Raw genomic sequence first — 19,484 nt, forward strand, 5'->3', positions numbered from 1 at the left:
GGAAGCGGGGTGTACTTCAGGCAGATCACGCGGGCGCCCGTCGCCGACGGGGAAGACCTGCACGGGTGGATGGTGCGGATGCTGGCGGCGCACCGGTGCAACCTGGGGCTGTACGTGGCCGAGACGGGCACCATCGTCGCCGACGAGGACCAGATCGACGACGACCTGTGGCTGGCGTGGGACGGGGTGGCCACCTTCTCCACCACCGGGTAATCATTGGCGCTCCTCGCGTTCCCCGAGGACCGTGGTGCGGCATGACGTTCGACGAGTTGGTGGCCGAGGGCGCGGCCGTGCCGGTCGAGGGCTGGGACTTCTCCTGGTTCTCGGGTCGGGCGACCGAGGAGCGTCCGTCGTGGGGTTACTCGAAGCTGATGGCCGACCGGATGTCACGGGCCGAGGCGGCGCTCGACATCCAGACCGGTGGCGGTGAGGTGCTGGCGGAGATCCCGAAGCCGCCGGACCTCCTGATGGCGACCGAGGCGTGGAAGCCGAACCTGGGGATCGCTCGCCGCAACCTCGCCCACCTGGACGCGTGGGTGGTGCACGCCGAGGAGGACGGGCCGCTGCCGTTCCCCGACGGCACGTTCGACCTGGTGGTGAGCAGGCACCCGGTCGTCACCCGTTGGGATGAAGTCGGTCGGGTGCTGCGCGCCGGCGGCACCTACCTGTCGCAGCAGGTCGGCATGGGCACGCTGCGGGAGATCACGGACTTCATGACGGGTCCGCAGCCGGTCGGCGACGAGCGCAGCACCGAGCGGGCGGTGGCCGGGTTGGCGGCGGCCGGGCTGACCGTCGTCGACCTGCGGTCGGAGTCGATGCGGGTGGAGTTCTTCGACGTCGGCGCGGTCGTGCACTTCCTGCGCAAGGTGGTGTGGGCGGTGCCCGACTTCACCGTCGAGGGGTACCGGGACCGGCTGGTCGCGATGCACGAGCACATCGGCCGTGAGGGCGCGTTCGTCACGACCTCCGAGCGGTTCCTCGTGGAGGCGCGCAAGAACTGACCGGCCCGACGTTCTCCACGTCCGAGCCGCACCAGCGGTGGCCGTTCGGGTCACGTTCGGCCCATCCCCAGGGCACGTGCGCGACCAGGGCGTCCCACCCCCCTGGCCTCGGCCGCCGAACGAGGGGCTTTGCGCCCGCAGGTGAAGATCAAGCGGTGTCCTCGCGAGCCTCCAGCACCACCCGGCGATCACCGAGGGGCGCGTCGAGCGTGACGTTGATCGGCACCTCGCGCAGCTCCTGCGTGCACACTCCCCCACCGGCCGGCGGGTAGTAGGTGGTCACGAGGGTGATCAGCACCTGGTCGCCGGACTGGGCCGTGACCTCGGCGCTCGCGGTCTTGCAGCCGCCCGTGAGGCCGACCACCTGCACCGTGCGGCCGTCCGCCGACGTCAGCACCTTCTGCTCGTAGGTGTCCGGCAACGTGGCGGCGTCGACCCGGGCCGTCGGGACCTCCGTCGACCCGCCTTCCAGCGGCGCGGCGCTGGCCGGTTGGGACGGCGGCACCGGCAGCGGGGTCTCGCTGATCGACCCACCGGGCGATGACAACGTTGTCGGAGCCGACGACGAGGCGGTCGTGGATGTGACCGCAGGGTTGGACGACGAGCCGAGCGGCGCGTTGTCGCCGGTGCTGCACCCGGCGAGGGCGAGCAGGGCAAGGGCGACGGCGACCTTGACGTTCCTCATAGTTGGAGGACGGTACTCGGGGCCGTGGGGTTGCAGGAGCGGATGCCCGGTCGACCGGGGCAGGCCGACCGGGCATCCGCGGGTGGGCGGTCTACTTCTGGTCCTGCCGGGAGGTGAGGACGACCTGGCGGTCGCCGAGCGGCGCGTCGAGCTTCGCCGTCAACGGCGGGTAGCGGATGTCCATCGTGCAGACCGGCTGGTCGGCGGGCAGGGTCTCGACCAGCACGAGTTCCACCACCTCGGCGTTCTGCTCGGCGACCTCGACGCTCGCCTTGCCGCAGCCCGCTTCCTGCGCGATGACGCCGAGCACGCTCCCGTCACCCTCGGTCCAGGTGGTCGTCGGGTTGCCCTCGGGCAGCGCACTGGCGTCGACCCGGTCCTTCGGCACTTCCGCGCCACCCGGCGGCACCGGGCTGTCGAACTCCGGCTCCTCGACGCTGGAGCTGGACGTGGGCGCCGTGGTCAGCGTCGGCCCACCAGCAGCCGGACCGACGGGCGTGGACGTTGCGCAGGCGGCGAGCACGACCAGCAGCACACCCGCGCCGACAGCGGTTCCAAGGCTTCTCATACCCCCAGGACGGACCAACCTCCCTCCCGGGTTGCCCCCACCTCTTCACAATTACCCGTACCCCCACCGCGAGAGTCCAACGTCCAAGCCGCGAGAGTCCAACGTTCAGACACCCCGAATTCAACGCTCAGCCCTGGTCGCCCGTGTGCTGAGCGTTGAACTCAGGTGTCGTGAACGTAGGACTCTCGACGGCTGAGCGTTGGACTCTCGCGGGTTAGGGGGTGAGGGAGGTGAGGGCTTGGCGGAGGGCGGAGAGGCGGGAGGGGGAGGCCAGGCCGGCGTGGTAGAGGTGAAGCTCCTCGACGCCGGCGTCGGTGTAGGCCAGCCACTCCCGGAGGAGCGCGTCGCCGTCGGCCGGTTTCGGGGGGAGGGCGAGGACGTAGGCGGCGGTGCGGGTGCCCGGGGCTTCCGCGCGCAGGGCGCGGATGGCGGGCAGCGAGGCTTCCACGCCGGGCCAGCACGTCAGGGTCAGGACGTCGACATCGGCGTCGACGCCCCCGGCGACCGTGGCGAACGGTCCGGTGCCCCACGGGTCGGCTGTCGCGTGCAGGGCCACGCGGGTGGCCGGCGCCGTCGAACGGACCAGACCGACCAGTTCACGCCGCAGCGAGCGGGAGATGCCGGTGCGGACGTCGCGCACCGAGGCGGCCCGGTCGCCCAGGGCCTCCTCGACGCTGGTCGCCCCACCGTCGACCCCCGCGCGCACCAGCGCGCGCAGCCCGTCCACGTCCTCGTAACGCCCCGAGCAGGCCGAGCAGAAGCACAGCGACAGCAGCTTCTGCTGCACCGCCGACCAGTCCGCGCCGTCGGTCTTCTCGTGGTGGCCGCCGTGGAAGAACCCGAGCGGCCCGCACGCCTCCAGCACGACCCCGTCCGGCCGCCCCAGCTCCAGCACCTCGGACACCAGCGTCCGCGCGTACTCGACCACGTCATCGTGGGACGGGCACAGCGCGTACGGATAGGCGTCCCCGAAAGCGTTGCGCACCACTACGTCGGGGTGAGCATCGCCCAATCGGCTGCTGTGCGTCAGCACGGTCCACGCGTACACCGGCAGCCCGGCCGCCCGCAACGCGTCGGAAGCCTCGCCGTAGGAGTCGGGGCTGTCCATCCAGGACGGCTCGGCGGGCGCCAGCCGCTTGTCCCGCCACACCGCCTCCCGCACCGGCAGGTAGAACGCGGCGTGCCGCGCGTCCACCATCCGCCGCGACGGGTGGAATGGCGTCGCGGCCCGCACGGTGTGGTACGACGCGGCCAACGCCACCGCGTCCACACCCAGCGAAGCGACCCGTTCGACAGCGGACGGGTCGCCTACGACATCCCAGGGGTACAAATGCGCAACGGTGGTCACCACCGGGGGCGCTTCCTCTCGTAGGACGGGTCGTGCTCCTGCATGTAACCGGTGTCGTCGCGCTGCACGATGCCGCACGTCCGGTAGTTCTCCGCGAGCCGCGCCAGCGCGTCCCGGTCCAGCTCGACACCCAGCCCCGGCGTGGTCGGCACCGGCACCGCGCCGTCGACGAACGTGAACGGCTGCGTGATCACGTCGTCGGCGGAGTTCCACGGGTAGTGGGTGTCGCACGCGTAGTTCAGGTTCGGCGTGGCGGCGGCCAGGTGCGTCATCGCGGCGAGGCTGATGCCGAGGTGCGAGTTCGAGTGCATGGACAGCCCGATGCCGAACGCCCGGCAGATCCCGGCCAGCTCCTTGGACCGGGACAGCCCGCCCCAGTAGTGGTGGTCGGACAGGACGACCTGCACCGCGTCCACCTCCACCGACGGCGCGATGTGGTCGAACGCGATGACGCACATGTTCGTCGCCAGCGGCATCGGCGCGCGTTCCGCCACCTCCGACATCCCGTTGATGCCCGGCGCCGGGTCCTCCAGGTACTCGACCACGCCGTCCAGCGCCTCGGCGACCTTCAACGACGTCTCCGGCGTCCACGCCGCGTTCGGGTCGAGCCGCAGCGGGTAGTCCGGGAAGGCCTCGCGCAGCGCGTGGATCGCCTCGACCTCCTGCTCCGGCGGGAACACACCGCCCTTGAGCTTGATCGAGCCGAACCCGTGCCGGTCGATGAGCAGCCGGGCCTGCGCCACGATGCCGGCCGGGTCCAGCGCCTCGCCGAACTCGTCCGGCTCGGCGCCGGGGTGCCCGGCCCACTTGTAGAACAGGTAGGCGCTGTAGGGCACGGCGGAGCGCACCGCGCCGCCGAGCAGGTCGCTCACCGGGCGGCCGAGGGCCTTGCCGCGGATGTCCCACGTCGGCACCTCGAACGCCGAGAACACGCGGTCCACGGTGGACTCGACGGTCAGCGGCCCGGTGAGCCCGTGCCGGTCGGACCCGGCCTCGCCGCCCAGCGCCGTCGTGATCCGAGCGTGCATCTCGTTCAGCTCGTGCACGTCCAGCCCGACCAGGGTGGGCGCGGCCGTGCGCATCCGGGTGAGGTGGCCGATGTCGCCGTAGCTCTCACCGAGCCCCGAGATTCCCTCGTCGGTGTGAACCTCCACGATCGTGCGCAACGCCCACGGCTCGTGCACCCCCACCGAGTTCAACAGCGGCGGGTCGCGGAACGCGACGGGGGTGATGGTGATGTCGGTGATCCTCATCCGGCCAGGCTCCGTCCGGCGGCGACGACCTTCTCCAACTCCGCCACGTGCTCGGGCGTCGGGTCGAGCAGCGGCGGCCGGACGCCGCCGACGTCGAGCCCGGTGCTCCGGACCGCCGCCTTGACCAGCGACACCGCGTAGCCGGGCACCTTGTCGCGCAACTCGACCAGGGGCTTGTAGAACTCCAACAGGTACCGGGTGACCAACGCCTGGTCACCGCTGTGCACGGCGCGGTAGAAGCCGAGCGAGATCTCCGGCGCGAAGCAGAACACCGCCGACGAGTACAGGTCGACGCCGATGCCCCGGTACGCGGGCACGGTCAGCTCCGCGGTCGGCAGGCCGTTGAAGAACTGGAACGGCTTGTCGACCGCCGAGCGCACCGCGAGCACGATGCGGTTGAGCAGGTCGATGTCGCCGAGCCCGTCCTTGAACCCGACCACGTTGGGCAGCGACGCGACCTCCACCGCCGTCTCCGGCGTGAACACCGCGTTGTTGCGCTGGTAGACGATCAGCGGCAGGTCGGACGCGCCCGCGACCTCCGTCACGTAGCGGACCAGCCCCTTGGCCGGGTTGGTCACCAGGTACGGCGGCAGCAGCAGCAAGCCGTCCGCGCCCGCCCGCGCGGCGTCCCGGGCGATCCGCTTGGCCGTCGGCAGCGCACCGCCGACGCCCGCGAACACCGGCGCCCGACCGGCGGTCACCCGGACCGCGACGGACACCGCGCACTCGACCTCCGACGGCTCCAGCGCGTGGAACTCGCCCGTGCCGCAGGCGACGAACACACCGCCGGCGCCCGCCGCCACCCCGCGCTCGACGTGCTCGGCCAGCACGTCCTCGGCGAGCCGACCGTCCGCGTCGAACGGCGTCACCGGGAAGAACAGCACCCCATCCAGTTGCATACCCAGACCTTCATCCCTTGATCGCTCCGGTGGTGATCCCACGCAGGAAGGACTTGTGCGGCGACCGGCGCGCGAGCGGACTCGGCGCCGGCGCGGCGGTCGACGTGCGGTCCGTCGAGCGCGGGCCGGCACAGGGGACCGCGGATCCGGGGGAAGATCCTCGGGCTCCCCGCGCCTGCCGCGGTCGCCGCCCCGCCCCGACCCGCGGGGCGCGGGCGGTGGTCCGACCGCGGATTTTCCTCGTGCGGCAGCGCACAGGCGGCGAGCACGCTGACGACGAGGTGGAGCAGCAGGGCGCCATCGGCGCTGATGGGCGAGTCCCCGCCGACGTGGTGCGGGTGGCGGCGCCGGTTCCCGTGGAGCGGCCCTCTTCGGGCCGCCCCACGAGGTGGGGAGCGACGGCACCGCCGCCACTGGCCGGCGCCCCCACGTTCCGGGCGGTGCGCACCGCTGTCACCGGGCAACCTTGGGTGACCCGGCGGTCCAAGTCCAGGAGTTGCGCAACCGGCGGCGGTCGGAGCGGTTCACCGTTGCGGGTGGTGAAGTGGTCCGGGCGGGCGGCTCGGTGTGGACCTCGGGCGCACCGCCGGAAGGGTGTCATCTTCGGTGACTCCTGTTCACCACCGTGTTGTTCATATATGTGAAGTGCGGTCGTACTTGTGAACGTGTTGGGCGGACTGTAAGAATCGGCGCAGCGACGTGTCAAGTGCGTGTTGCCGGAACGTTTCCCGTGGAGGACTTGGTGACTGGACCCGCGTCACCCGCTCGGCCGAACGCGGTCAAGTCGGCCGATCGGACTGTGGAACTGCTCGAAGTGCTGTCAGCCTCGGACCGCCCGCTGACGCTGACCGAACTGCACCGCGAGCTGAGCTACCCGAAGTCGAGCCTCTACATGCTCCTGCAGACGCTCGTCGCCCGCGGGTGGGTGGAACTGGACCCGACCCGCGGCACGTACGGCATCGGCGTGCGCGCCCTGCTCGTCGGCACGTCGTACCTCGACCACGACCCGGTGGTGCAGGTCGCCATCCGGGTGATGGAGCAGGTGCGCCGGGAGATCAACGAGACGGTCCACCTGGCCCGCCTCGACGGCGGCGACGTCGTGTACCTGGCCAGCCGCGAGTCCGAGCACCACCTGCGCGTGGTGTCCCGCGTCGGCCGCCGGCTGCCCGCGCACTCCACGTCGCTGGGCAAGGCGCTGCTGGCCGCCCGCACGCCCGCCGAGGTCGACGCGGTGCTGCCCGCCCGGCTGACGCCGTTGACGCCGAACACCATCGTGGAACGGCCGGCGCTGCACGCGCAGCTGGCCGGGTTCCGCGCCATCGGGTACGCGCACGAGCGCGAGGAGAACACGCCCGGCCTGGGCTGCTTCGCCGTCGCCCTGCCGTACCGCAACCCGGTGCTGGACGCGATGAGCTGCTCGGTGCCGCTCGGCCGGCTCGACCCCGACCACGAGCGGCAGGTCGTCGAGGCGCTGCTGCACGCCGCCCGCACCATCACCGAGCTGCTGCGCCAGTTCGGCCGCTGATCCGCGTCTTGATCCGAAAGGGCTCACCGTGACCGCACGCATCCTCATCACCGGCGCCGCCGGCATAGTCGGCACGCTCATGCGCACCCGACTGGCCGCGCCGGACCGGACCCTGCGCCTGCTCGACATCGCGACGCCGCCGCCGGCCGCCGACGGTGAGCGGGTCGAGCTGGTCACGGCGTCGGTCACCGACCAGGCCGCGATGGACGAGGCGTGCGCGGGCGTCGACGCGGTGATCCACCTCGGCGGGCACAGCCTGGAGCGGCCGTGGGCGGAGATCCTGGACGTCAACATCAACGGCACGCACGTGGTGCTGGAGGCGGCGCGCCGGGCCGGTGTGCCGCGGGTGGTGCTGGCCAGCTCCAACCACGCGGTCGGGTACTACGAGCGGGCGACCGGTGAGGCGGGCGACTACCTGTTCCCCCAGCCCGACACGTACTACGGCGTGAGCAAGGTGGCGCTGGAGGCGTTGGGGAGCCTGTACGCGTCGCGGTACGGCATGGACGTCATCGCGGTGCGGATCGGGTCGTGCTTCGAGAAGCCCCGGGACGCGCGGATGCTGTCGACGTGGCTGTCGCCGGACGACGGCGCGCGGCTGTTCGAGGCGTGCCTCGCGGCGCCGTCGCCCGGTTTCCGGGTCGTCTGGGGCGTTTCGGACAACACGCGGCGCTGGTTCTCGCTGACCGAGGCGGAGGAGTTGGGCTACAAGTCGGAGGACGACTCCGAGGTGTACGCGGAGGAGGTCCTGGCGGCGGGCCCGCCCGCGCCGGACTCGCCCGCGATGGTGTACCTGGGCGGCGTGTGGTGCACGCCCGAGTTCGACACCGCGGTGAAGGAGGCCGGCCGGTGAGCGGCGTGCAGGGGTTCAACCCGCGGACCGGCGAACCGGTCGGCGAGGCGGTGCCGGAGACGTCCGACCGCGAGGTCGACGTGCTGGCGCGCGCCGGTGAGGCGGCGTTCCCGGCGTGGGCCGCGCGACCGGCGGCGGAGCGGGCCGACGTGCTCGACGCCGTGGCGGACGCGCTGGACGCGGCCTCCGGGTCGCTGGTCGCGATCGCGGACGCGGAGACGGCGCTGGGCGTGCCGCGGTTGACGACCGAGCTGAAGCGGACCACGAACCAGCTGCGGCTGTTCGGCGAGGTGCTGCGCGAGGGCAGCTACGTCGAGGCGACGCTGGACTCCGCGAACCCGGACATCGTCCCACCGCGGCCGGTGCTGCGGCGGATGCTCCGTCCGATCGGGACGGTCGGCGTGTTCTCGGCGTCCAACTTCCCGTTCGCGTTCTCGGTGGCGGGCGGCGACACGGCGTCCGCGCTGGCCGCGGGCTGCCCGGTGGTGGTGAAGGCGCACCCGTCGCACCCCGGCACGTCGGAGGCGACGGCGCGGGTCGTGGAGTCGGTCGTGCCCGCCGGTGTCTTCGGCGTGGTGCACGGCCAGCAGGCGGGCGTGGCGCTCGTGCGGCACCCGTCGATCAAGGCGGTGGGCTTCACGGGGTCGACGGTGGGCGGCCGGGCCCTGTTCGACCTGGCCAACTCCCGCCCCGACCCGATCCCGTTCTACGGCGAGCTGGGCAGCGTCAACCCGACCGTGGTGCTGCCCGACGCCGCCGCGGCGCGCTCCGAGGGGTTCGCGGCGGAGTTCGTCGGCTCCCTCACCCTCGGCGTCGGCCAGTTCTGCACCAACCCCGGTCTGCTGTTCGCGCCGGAACCGCTGGTCCCGGCGCTGGCGGACGCCGTGAAGGCGGCCGTGGGCGGCCCGATGCTGAACGAGCGGATGTGCGACTCGTACCGCTCCGGCACCGACGACCTGGCCGCCTCCGGCCTGGCCGCGCTGGTCGCCGAGGGCACCGCGCCGACCGAGGGCTGGACCGTCGAGCCCCGGCTGTTCCAGGTGTCGCTGGACAAGTTCGCGGACAACCTTGAAAAGCTCACCGAGGAGCACTTCGGCCCGGCGGCGGTCGTGGTCACCTACAGCGACCCGGCCGACCTGGAGGCCGTCCTCCCCCGCCTGCCCGGCACCCTCACCGGCAGCGTGCACGCCGCCGACACCGAGCACGAGCACGCGGGCCGGGTCGCCGAGGCGCTGCGGCCGGTGGTGGGTCGGCTGATCTTCAACGGCTGGCCGACCGGTGTCGCGGTGGCGTGGGGCATGCACCACGGCGGCCCCTGGCCGTCCACCACGAACCCGCTGCACACGTCCGTCGGCACCACCTCGATCCGGCGCTGGCTGGCGCCGGTGAGCTACCAGTCCTGGCCGGACGACCTCCTGCCCGCCGAGCTGCGCGAGTCCAACCCGCTGGGCATCCCCCGCCGGGTGGACGGGGTGCTCGACGCCCGCTGAGCACGACCTCCGCGCCACACCCGTCGACCCCGGTCGGCGGGTGTGGCGCTTTCGCGTCCCGCGGGGCGGTTCGGCGTAACGGTGCGCCACCACCCGTCGAACAGGGACTTGGAAGGGGCTCTGGTGCGCGGTGGCGGACAGGTTGCTGGTCGACGTCGGCGGTGACGGGCGGGTGTCGGTGACGGCCTGGTTGGACGGCGAGTTGCCGACGCCCGCGGGACCGGCCGTCGAGCTGGGCCGGCCCCTGGGCGAGGAGGAGTTGGACGAGCTCCGGTGGTACCTGGAGGACTACCTGCGGGCGCCGTTCGGGGTGTACGAGTCTCGGGGACCGGAGGTCGCGGGTCGCCTGCCCGGGTGGGGTGAGGCGATGTTCGCGGCGGTGTTCGGCGCGGGGGCGGCGCGGGACGCCTACGTCGCGGTGCGGTCCCGGATGCGCGGTCCGGCGGAGATCGTGGTGCGCTCGGCGGCGCCGGGCGTGCTGGGGCTGCCGTGGGAGCTGATGCGCGACCCGGCGGTGGCCGCGCCGCTGGTGCTGGACGGGTTCGAGCTGAGCCGCAGCGTGCCGTCGGCGGCGCCGGGGACGACGTTCGAGGTCGGCGGCGACCGGCTGCGGGTGCTGATGGTCATCTCGCGGCCGGCCGGGGCGTCGGACGTCGGGTACCGGATGATCGCGCGGCCGTTGGTCCGCACGCTGGAGGTCGTGCGGGGTCGGGTGGAGCTGGTGGTGCTGCGACCGCCGACGCTGGCCGCGCTGGAACGGGCGCTGGCCGAGGCGGAGGACGCCGGGCGGCCGTTCCAGGTGGTGCACTTCGACGGGCACGGCGTGCTGACCGGGGCCCGCGCGGCGGGGGCGGGGGCGCCGTGGAGCTTCGCCGCCGACGGCGAGGGCGTGCTGGCGTTCGAGAGGGACGACGGCGGCGGCGCCGACCACGTGCCCGCGGAGCGGATCGGCCAGGTGCTGGCCTGCGCCAGGGTGCCGCTGGTGGTGCTCAACGCGTGCCAGTCCGGAGCGGTCGGCCGGCAGCTGGAGGCGGCGGTGGCGACCCGGCTGCTGGCCGGCGGCGCGTCCGCCGTGGTGGCCATGGCCTACAGCGTGTACGCGGTGGCCGCGGCGGAGTTCATGACCGCGTTCTACGAGCGGCTGTTCGTCGGCGACTCGGTCTCGCAGGCGGTGCGGGTGGGTCGGGCGCGGATGGCGCAGCGGCCCGAGCGGCCGAGCCTCAGGGGCCCGCTGCCGCTGGCGGACTGGGTCGTTCCGGTGCACTACCTGCGTCGTGACGTGCGGTTCCCGGAGCTGCGGAGCACGCCGGGCGCGCGTGGCGGGTTGCAGCTCGGCGAGGCGCTGGACCGCGTCCACGGCGGGGACCGCGGTGACGGGGTCGGTGACCGGCTCGCGCCCACCGGGGAGTTCGTCGGCCGGGACGGGTTGTTCCACGCGTTGGAAGTCGCCGCGCGCACGCACCGGGCGGTGGTGCTGCACGGGACCGGCGGGACCGGCAAGACCGAGCTGGCCAAGGCGTTCGGCCGGTGGTGGCGGGACACCGGGGCGGTGCGGCGGCCGGAGTGGGTGGTCTGGCACTCGTTCGAACCGGGGGTGGCGTCCTTCGGCCTGGACGGCGTGCTCGCCACGATCGGCCTGGCCCTGTTCGGCGCCGAGTTCAGCCGCCTGGACCGCGCGCAGCGCGTGCGAGCGGTGCTCACCGCGTTGGCGAACGAGCGCATCCTCGTCATCTGGGACAACTTCGAGTCCGTGGCCACCATGCCCGACCCCACCTCCGCCACCCCCGCCCTCAGCCGGGCGGCGCGGGAGGAGCTGCGGGACTTCCTGCGCCGGCTGACCGGGTCGGGTCTCGTGCTGATCACCAGTCGCACGGCCGAGGACTGGCTGGGCGAGGTGCGCCGCATCCGGGTCGACGGGCTGGGCCACGACGAGGCCGTGCAGTACGCCGACCAGCTCCTGGCCCCGTACCCGACCGCCGCGGCGCGGCGCGGCGGTCGCGAGTTCGCCGACCTGCTGCACTGGCTGAACGGTCATCCGCTGAGCATGCGGGTGATCCTCCCCCACCTGGCCGAGCACGATCCCGGGGTCGTCCTCGCCGGGCTGCGCGGGACCGCCGCGCTGCCCCGGGGCCACGGCGCCGGGCGCACGGGGTCGCTGACCGAGAGCATCGACTACTCGCTGGCCCACCTCGACCCCGGCACGCGGCGGGCCCTGCACGTGGTCTGCCTGTTCCACGGCGTGGTCGACCTCAACGTCCTCGGCGCCTTCTCCCGCACGCCGGACGCGCCGGCGCACCTGCGGGAACTGGACGCCTTCGGGTGGCAGGCGGTGCTCGACCGGGCCGCCGAGGTCGGGTTGCTGACCGCCTTGGGCGGTGTGTACGCCATCCACCCCGCGCTGCCGACCCACCTCGCCGAGGACTGGCGCACCTCGGACCCCGACCACCACGACGACCACCGCGCCGCCGCGGAGGTCGCCCTGCTGCACGCGCACGCGACCTTCGCCCGGTGGCTGCGGCAGCAGCTCATGAGCGGTGAGGCCGGCGTGGCGCACGCGTTGCTCGACCTGCAACGACAAACCCTGGGGCACTTCCTCGGCCTGGCGCTGGCCAACGGCCTGTGGCCGGCGGCCCAGGCGATGGCCGAGGCCCTGGACGAGTACTGGGAACTGACCGGCCAGACCGAGGAAGCCCGTGCCTGGGTCGACCGGGGCCGGCACTTCGTGGAGGACGACGACGGCACGCCGCCGCCACTCGACACACCGGCGGGAGGGCTCTGGCTGTACCTCGTGAGCGCGCAGGCCGACAGGCACCGACGAGCGGGCGCCGTGGACGCCGCGCACACCACCTACACCGAGATCGCCGCCGTGCTGGACACGCACCCCGACACCGGGTGGAAGCGCCTCGTCACCGCGATCACCCACCACCAGCTCGGCAAGGTCGCCCACACCCGCGGACGGCTCGACGACGCGGAGCGCCTGCACCGACTGGCCATCAGCGCTTTCGAACAACTCGGCCACCAGCCAGGCCTGGCCCACTCGTACCACCAGCTCGGCATGGTCGCCCACACCCGCGGCGACCTCGACAGCGCCGGGCGCCGGTACCGCCAAGCCCTCGCCACCTCCGAACGAATCGGCGACCGGCCGAACACGGCCGCCTCCTTCCACCAGCTCGGGTTGGTCGCCGAACTCCGCGGGCAGCTGGACGACGCCGAGCGGTGGCACCGCCAAGCCCTCGCGATCTTCGAACAGCTCGGTGACCGGCCGAACACGGCCGCCTCCTACCACCACCTCGGGATAGTCGCCCAACTCCGCCGACTGCCCGACGACGCCGAGCAGTGGTTCCGGCAATCCCTCGTGATCTTCGAGCGGATCGGCGACCGGCACCACACGGCCGCGTCGTACCACCAGCTCGGGATGGTCGCCGAACTCCGCGAGCGGTTGGACGACGCCGAGCACTGGTACCGGCGATCCACCGCCATCAAGGAAGCGCTCGGCGACCGGCCCGGCGTCGCCCGCACCTACGCGCAGCTCGGACTGCTCGCCGAGCGGCGCGGTGACGACCGCCAAGCGCTGGACTGGGCGTTGCGCTGCATCGCGTTGTTCCCCGAGTTCCCCCATCCCTACGCCGGGACCGCGCCCCGCCAGGTGGCACGCTTGGCGGACAGGCTCGGCGAGCCCGTCCTGGAAAGCCGCTGGGTCGAACTGACCGGCGATCCGCTCCCCGACCACATCCGCACCTACGTCCGCGACCCCGATCCCGAGAACGGCGGCGACAGCGAATGACCGAGAACACCGCGCCCCACCCCACCGTCGAGAGAGCGGCCCTCGCCGCCGCCGACCGCCTCGCGCCCGGCCACGGTCCCCGGCTGCGCGCCGACGTCCTCGCCGCGCTCCACGCGCCCGACCGCGCGCCGGACCGGTACCTCGACCCGATCGCCCTGGCGTCCCTGATCGTCAGCGCCGCCACCCTCGCCTGGACGGTCTTCCAGGACCTGCGCGCCAAGACGCCGGACCCGAAGCCGGAGGTCGTCGCCCGGCGCGTCCGCCTCGAACTGACCGCCGACGACGTCAGCCCGCAGCAGCGCGACGAGGTCATCGAGATCGTCGTGGAGGAGATCACCGACGACGACTGACGCGTGGCGCGAACCGTGTGACGATGGCCCGGTGCGCGTGGTGGCCGTGGTGCTGGTGCTGCTCGGGATCGGCGGGCTCGTCGCCTGGCAGGTGGGCGACGCGCTGGGGTTGGACGTGCGGCCGGCCGACGTCCCGGTCGAGCGCCCGGTGGCCGCCGCCCCGCGCCCGCTCGCCCCGCCGCCGGAGATCACCTCGATCGGCGTGCCCGACGAACCGCGGCTGCGGCTCGCCGCCACCGCCGTCGCCGACGCGCTGGCCGAACGCGGTCGTCCCCGACCGGACGTCCTGGTCGAGCGCGACCGACCGGGGCCGGGCGTCGGGGCCACCGGTCGGCTCCAGGTCCGGCTGGAAGCCGGGCTGACCGACGAGGCGTACCGGGTCGACCCGGGGCCGACCGTCGTCGGCAGCACCCCGAACGGCGCCGCGAACGGCCTGTACGCCGTCGCCGACCGGGTCCGCGCCGGGGCCGAGGTGGTCGCCGACGGCCGGGTGGTCGCGCCCCGGCTCGGGTTGCGGATGACCGACCTGGGCGCGGTCGGCCTGCCCGCCGACCCGGCGGCGTTCACCGGCGACGACTACTCGCTGAACTCCGACGTGGTGGGCGCGGCGATCCTGCCCGAGGCGCCCTACGTCGACCTCGCCGTGGTCGAGGAGGTCTCCCGGCAGTTCCGGGCGCTGGTGCACCACGCCCTGGCCGACGGGTACAACGCCGTGGTCGTGCCCGGTTTCCTGGAGTACGTCACGTTCGACGGTCTCGGCGTCCACCCGCCCGGCGACCCGCGGTCGGAACGCGCCGAGGCGATGGTGGCGGCGTTCGGCCCGGTCTGGGGCTACGCGCACGAGCTGGGCGTGAAGGTCTTCCTGTCCACCGACATGCTCGCCCTCTCCCCGCCGCTGCGGGCGTTCCTGGAGCGCGAGGCGGGCGGGTTGGACACCGAGGACGAACGGCTGTGGCGGGTCTACCGGGCGGGTCTGGCGGAGGTCTTCGAACGGCTGCCGCACGTGGCCGGGATGATGATCCGGATCGGCGAGGGCGGCGCGGCCTACCGGTTCGCCGGGTGGGACTTCACCTCGGAGATCGCGGTCACCACGCCGGAAGCGGTGCGGGCGATGCTGCGGGCGTTCCTCGCCGTCGCGGCCGAGCACGACAGGGAGATCGTCTTCCGCACGTGGAGCGTCGGCATCGGCGAGGTCGGCGACCTGCACACCAGCCGTGACGCCTACGCCGAGGTGCTCGGCGAGCTGCGCGACGACCGGCTGGTCGTGTCCACCAAGTACACCCTGGGCGACTTCTACAGCCACCTGCCGCTCAACGACACCCTGCTGGTCGGCGACCACCGGCGGATCGTGGAGTTCCAGTCCCGCCGGGAGTTCGAGGGCTCCGGCGCGCTGCCGAACGACCTCGGCGAGCTGCACCGGCAGGCGCTGCGCGCGTTCCTGGCGAACCCCCGCGTGGAGGGGGTGTGGACGTGGCGGCAGGGCGGCGGCCCGCTGCTCGCCGGACCGCGGGCGCTGGACCTGCGGGCCGGTTTCTGGCAGCTCTACGACCTGAACTCCTACGTCACCGGCAGGTTGGCGTGGGACCCGGACCAGGACCCGGCGCGGGCCACCGCGGACTGGGTGCGCCGCACGTTCTCGCACGACCCCGGTGTCGTGCACGCGGTGTGCGGCGCGCTGGCCCTGTCCCGCGAGGCGATCACCACCGGCCTGTACGTCGGCCCGTACGCGCGGCACCGGGTGCGGGCGCTCGGGCTGGAGCCGCCGCCGATGATGTGGATCTTCGAGTGGGACATCCCGACCGGTGACAGCGCCACCCTGGGCACGGTCTACGCGGTGGGGCGCGACCGGGTGGACGAGGCGGTCGCGGAGGGCGCGGCGGCGATCGGCACGGCGCGCCGGATGCGCGACCTGGTCGGCGCGACCGACCCGGCGGGCTGGCGGGACCCGGCGCTGCGCGAGCGGTTCGTCGCCGCGCTCGACTACCAGGTGGACCTGTTCGGGGTGCTGGCCGCCTACCGGACCTCCGCGCTGCGGCACGTCCAGTGGCTCGACACCGGCGATCCCCGCGCCCGTGAGGCGGCACGGGCGGCAGCGGCCGAGTACCGGACTGCGCGCGCGGAACACCTGCGCCGCTACGGGGACGACCTGGCGCTGCCCGCCTACAACCTCACCGCCGCCGACATCGGCCAGGCCAGGGCGGCGCGCGACGAGCCGATGGCGTGGACGGCGCGCGGCGTGCTGCTGGGGCTGGTGCTCCTGTTCGCTCTGGGGTGGCGCAAACCGTGGGCGCGGGCGTTGACCAGGCCGTGGCGCCGGGTCGAGGCGTCACGCGCGGACCGGGTGCTGGTGTGGGCCGTGCCCGCGGTCGCGGTCGTGCTGAGCCGGGCGGTGCTCACGTGGTTCGCCGCACCGGCCCACCTGCTGCCGGTGCTGGGCGCGTGGGCGCTGTTCGCCGCCGTGCTGTGGCCGGCCCGGTCGAGGGCGCCGCGGTTGGCTGCGGCGGTGGGCGCGGTCGTGTTGGTGCGCTCGGTGCTGCTGCTGGGCGTGCTGGCGGTGCGCGGGCCCGGTTACTACTGGTTCGAGTTCTGGACCGACCCGGCGGCGCGGGCGGTGTACGTGGCGGTGGCCTTCGCGGCGTTCGCCGGGACGTTCGTGGCGGCTTACGCGGCGCTGCGCGACGGCCTGGGCCGTGCGGCTGCCGCCGGACGTGTGCTGGCGGCGGTCGGTGCGCCGCTGGCCGCGTTGGGCGCACTGGTGACCGCGCTCGGCCTGGACCGCGCGCTGACGGCGTGGAACGACCAGCTGGCCCTGCTGCCGTGGGGCTTGTCGCGCATCCTCGGCATCAGCGCCCACCTGGGCATCCCGACCGCGCTGCCGGTGTACGCGCTGGTCGCGGGTGCCGTGGCGGTGTCGGTCGGCGCCGTGCTCATGCTCAGCCGAGTTCGGCCAACTTCTCCCTCGTCTTGACCGTGTTCGGGTGATCCGCGCCCAACGTCCGCGCCTCCACCTCCAGCACCGCCCGGTACTCCGCCTCCGCCTCGTCCCGCCGGTCGAGGTCGGCCAGCACGCCGGCCAGGTTGTAGCGAGTCGCGAGGGTGCGGTGGTGCTCCGCGCCGAGCACCTGGGTCCGCAGCGCGATCGTCGTCCGGTACTCGGCCTCGGCTTCATCGTGCCGTCCCTGGTCGTACAGCAGGCCGGCCAGGCAGTGCCTGCTGACCAGGGTATCCGGGTGCAGCGGCCCCAGCACCCGCTCCTCGGCGGCGATCACCTCCCGGTGGTCTCGCTCCGCCGCTTCGACGTCACCGCGACCCGCGCGGGCGTGGGCCAACCGGTGCCGGATCGCCAGCAGCACGGCATGTTCCGCGCCCAGCAGGCGCTCGTACACGGGCAGCAGGGCCAGGTAGCCGGCTTCCGCCTCTTCGAAGCGCCGCTGCTTGCTGTGGATCTGCGCCAGGCACGACCGGGTATTCAGCGTGTTCGGGTGCGTCGGGCCGAGCACGCGCTCCTGCGCCTCGATCACCCGGCGGTGCTCTTCCTCGGCGGCCTCCAGGTCGTCCTGGTATTCGAGCAGGTGCCCCAACTCGTGCCGGATGCTCAAGGTGATCGGGTGCTCCAAGCCGAAGATCCGGGAGCTGTCCATGACTGCCGCCCGCGACTCTGCCACCGCCTCGGCCAACCGACCCCGCAGCCGCATCACCTCCGCCAGCAGGCGCCTCGCGCCCAGCGGCGGCGTGCGGTCGCCCGTGCTCCGACTCGCGATCACCGCCAGCACGTCGCGGACCTCCGCTTCGGCGTCGTCCAATCGCCCCAGCTCCTTGAGGGTGTCGGCGAGGCAGGTGCGAACGTTCGTGACCTGAACGTGCTCCGGCCCGAGCTGCCGGGTCATGGCCGCGACGACGTCGCGGTGCTCCGACTCCGACTCGGCCAGCCCACCGCGAGCCTCCACCAGGTCGGCGAGGTCGTGCCTGATCCGCAGGGTGCTGATGTCCGTCTCACCCTGCGCACGCGTCCTCCCGGCGAGCACACCGCGGAACTCGGCCTCGGCCTCGTCCCACCGCCCCTGTTCGCGCAGGACGCCGGCGAGGCACTTGCGGCTGTCGAGCGTGTCGGAGTCGTCCGCGCCCAGCACCCTCGTCTGGTCCGCGACCAGGGTCCGGTGCTCGGCCTCCGCGCCCGCCAGGTCGCCCTTGCCCTGGAGGAGGTGGCCCAGGGCGTGCCGCGCCGCGAACGTCTCCCGGTGGTCCGCGCCCACCGCCCCGGTGCTCAGGTCGATGGCACGGCGGTACAGGGCCTCGGCCACCTGGTGGGAGCCGATCTCACCGGTGAAACCGGCACCGTAGTAGAGCAGCGTCGCGGTCTCCAGGTCCAGGTCGGAATCGTCGTGCGGACCGAGGTCGGCCAGGTGCGGCAGCACCGATCGCCAGCGCGGCCAGGTGGCGGGGTCGCTGTGGTCGAGGTCCTTCGTGGCCGCGCGGAGCAGCCGGGCGACCAGTGCCCGGTACGCCTGCCGGTTCTGCTCGTAGTCCGGTTGGTGGCGGTTGGCGTCGCGGACCACCGGGTGGACCACGACGCTCGACCCCAGCACGTCGAGCAGGCCGACCTCCTGGAGCGCCTTCAGCAGCACCGACAGCTGGACCGCGGTGACGTCCCGGAGCAGGTCCGAGGTCGCCATCACGGTGGCGTCGAGGACGAACGCGGGCACCGGGGCCTCGGCGAAGGTCGAGACCAGGCGCAGCAGTTGCCGCGTCTGCGGTTGCCCCCGCTCGGCGAGCAGGTCCATCGACATCTCCCACGTGCGGCTCAGGGACTCCCTCGGGGAGGCGGACTCGCCCTCGGTGAGCTCGGTGAACCGCTCGTCCCAGCGCTCCTGGTACGCCTTGAACGTGGTCGGCGGTTCCAGGCCCGGCAGGGCGAGGGCGTCCTTGGCCACGGCCAGGTAGCGGCCGGCCAGGCGCAGGGCCAGCGGTAGGCCGCCGAGGCGCCGGGCGAGTGCGGCGGCGTCCTCCGGTGAGCCCGCGTCGGCCAGGTCGAGCAGCACCTGCGCGCCGTCCTCGGGGTCGAGCTGGCGCACGTGGTGCACCCGCGCGGCCGGTGGCCAGCCGGCGCCGGCCCGGCTGGTGACCAGGACCGACCCCGTCGACCTCGGCAGCCGCAGCCAGCCGTTGCCGTCACCCACCCGGCGGCCCGACGCGGCCAGCACGTCCGGCTCGTCGGCGTTGTCGAAGACCAGCACCCACGGCTCGGCCTGGCGGTCGAGGTTGCGCCACAGCAGCTCGATCGCCGACCCGGCCCGCCCCGCCCACGCCTCCCCCACCTCGTGCGAGTCGGCCCCCGCTTGCAAGGCCACCTCCGCCAGGCCCGCCACCAGGCTGTCGCGGGAGGAGGCGTCCACCCACCAGACCTTCGGCAGGTTCCGGACCGCCTCCAGGGCGACCGTCGTCTTGCCGAAACCACCGCCGGCGGCCAGGACGGCGATCGAGCCGCCCAGGTCGTCGGTCACCTCGGCCACCAGCTCGGACCTGCCGCGCACCCGGTGGTTGAGCCGGCCGAGCGGCGGGGCCACCGACGTGCCCGAGGCGATCGGCGGCCGTCGTTCGGCGTAGTAGTGGTTGGTCGTATGGTTGATGTCGCGCAGGGCCTGCTCGGCGACACCGCCGAACGCCGCTTCAGCCCGCTGGGTGCCGTCCACAGTCGAGCTATATCACCACCTTTCCCGGGTGGAGCCCGCTT

At 73.4% G+C, this 19,484-nt stretch carries 14 protein-coding genes; 8 read left to right on the top strand and 6 right to left on the bottom strand.

Features of this window, described 5'->3' with window-relative positions:
• Positions 1-9: 9 nt before the first annotated feature.
• Together AB0F89_RS35955 and AB0F89_RS35960 are read left to right on the top strand one after the other, a co-directional pair.
• Positions 10-213 carry a hypothetical protein gene (locus AB0F89_RS35955; protein WP_367130721.1) on the top strand — a complete coding sequence of 68 codons (204 nt, stop codon included), beginning with the start codon at positions 10-12 and terminating at the stop codon, positions 211-213.
• Positions 214-254: 41 nt separating this feature from the next.
• Positions 255-1,001: a methyltransferase domain-containing protein gene (locus AB0F89_RS35960; RefSeq protein WP_367130723.1), complete on the top strand. Its 747-nt coding sequence runs from the start codon at positions 255-257 to the stop codon at positions 999-1,001.
• 148 nt (positions 1,002-1,149) lie between these two features.
• Here AB0F89_RS35960 and AB0F89_RS35965 read toward each other — a convergent pair whose 3' ends face one another.
• The 5 genes from AB0F89_RS35965 to AB0F89_RS35985 all read right to left on the bottom strand — a co-directional run bounded on the left by AB0F89_RS35965 (position 1,150) and on the right by AB0F89_RS35985 (position 5,754).
• Positions 1,150-1,686 carry a hypothetical protein gene (locus AB0F89_RS35965; protein WP_367130725.1) on the bottom strand — a complete coding sequence of 179 codons (537 nt, stop codon included), beginning with the start codon at positions 1,684-1,686 and terminating at the stop codon, positions 1,150-1,152.
• A gap of 91 nt (positions 1,687-1,777) precedes the next feature.
• Positions 1,778-2,254 (bottom strand): hypothetical protein, encoded by a 477-nt coding sequence (locus AB0F89_RS35970; protein WP_367130727.1) that lies wholly within the window; start codon positions 2,252-2,254, stop codon positions 1,778-1,780.
• Positions 2,255-2,468: 214 nt separating this feature from the next.
• Positions 2,469-3,584 (bottom strand): hypothetical protein, encoded by a 1,116-nt coding sequence (locus AB0F89_RS35975; protein WP_367130729.1) that lies wholly within the window; start codon positions 3,582-3,584, stop codon positions 2,469-2,471.
• Positions 3,585-3,598: 14 nt separating this feature from the next.
• A complete protein-coding gene (locus AB0F89_RS35980; RefSeq protein ID WP_367130731.1) occupies positions 3,599-4,855 on the bottom strand; it encodes a glucarate dehydratase family protein in 1,257 nt (418 codons plus the stop codon).
• A complete protein-coding gene (locus AB0F89_RS35985; RefSeq protein WP_367130733.1) occupies positions 4,852-5,754 on the bottom strand; it encodes a 5-dehydro-4-deoxyglucarate dehydratase in 903 nt (300 codons plus the stop codon). Before AB0F89_RS35985 ends, AB0F89_RS35980 begins: the two co-directional genes overlap by 4 nt.
• 742 nt (positions 5,755-6,496) lie before the next feature.
• Here AB0F89_RS35985 and AB0F89_RS35990 point away from each other — a divergent pair.
• From AB0F89_RS35990 to AB0F89_RS36015, 6 genes are all read left to right on the top strand, one after another.
• Positions 6,497-7,279: an IclR family transcriptional regulator gene (locus AB0F89_RS35990; protein WP_367130735.1), complete on the top strand. Its 783-nt coding sequence runs from the start codon at positions 6,497-6,499 to the stop codon at positions 7,277-7,279.
• Positions 7,280-7,307: 28 nt separating this feature from the next.
• Complete coding sequence (locus AB0F89_RS35995; RefSeq protein ID WP_367130737.1) at positions 7,308-8,129, top strand: NAD-dependent epimerase/dehydratase family protein; 822 nt, start codon at positions 7,308-7,310, stop codon at positions 8,127-8,129.
• Positions 8,126-9,619: an aldehyde dehydrogenase (NADP(+)) gene (locus AB0F89_RS36000; RefSeq protein ID WP_367130739.1), complete on the top strand. Its 1,494-nt coding sequence runs from the start codon at positions 8,126-8,128 to the stop codon at positions 9,617-9,619. The genes AB0F89_RS35995 and AB0F89_RS36000 overlap by 4 nt, the downstream gene beginning before the upstream one ends.
• 130 nt (positions 9,620-9,749) lie before the next feature.
• Positions 9,750-13,403 carry a tetratricopeptide repeat protein gene (locus AB0F89_RS36005; protein ID WP_367130741.1) on the top strand — a complete coding sequence of 1,218 codons (3,654 nt, stop codon included), beginning with the start codon at positions 9,750-9,752 and terminating at the stop codon, positions 13,401-13,403.
• Entirely contained in the window at positions 13,400-13,753 is a 354-nt protein-coding gene (locus AB0F89_RS36010; RefSeq protein ID WP_367130743.1) for a hypothetical protein, read from the top strand. Before AB0F89_RS36005 ends, AB0F89_RS36010 begins: the two co-directional genes overlap by 4 nt.
• 31 nt (positions 13,754-13,784) lie before the next feature.
• Positions 13,785-16,721 (top strand): hypothetical protein, encoded by a 2,937-nt coding sequence (locus AB0F89_RS36015; protein ID WP_367130745.1) that lies wholly within the window; start codon positions 13,785-13,787, stop codon positions 16,719-16,721.
• Here AB0F89_RS36015 and AB0F89_RS36020 read toward each other — a convergent pair.
• Positions 16,687-19,443, bottom strand: coding sequence for a tetratricopeptide repeat protein (locus tag AB0F89_RS36020; RefSeq protein ID WP_367130747.1), 2,757 nt, complete (start codon positions 19,441-19,443; stop codon positions 16,687-16,689). The two genes, AB0F89_RS36015 and AB0F89_RS36020, sit on opposite strands and share 35 nt — an antisense overlap.
• Positions 19,444-19,484 lie beyond the last annotated feature (41 nt).

The organism is Saccharothrix sp. HUAS TT1 (genome assembly GCF_040744945.1).
GTDB lineage: Bacteria > Actinomycetota > Actinomycetes > Mycobacteriales > Pseudonocardiaceae > Actinosynnema.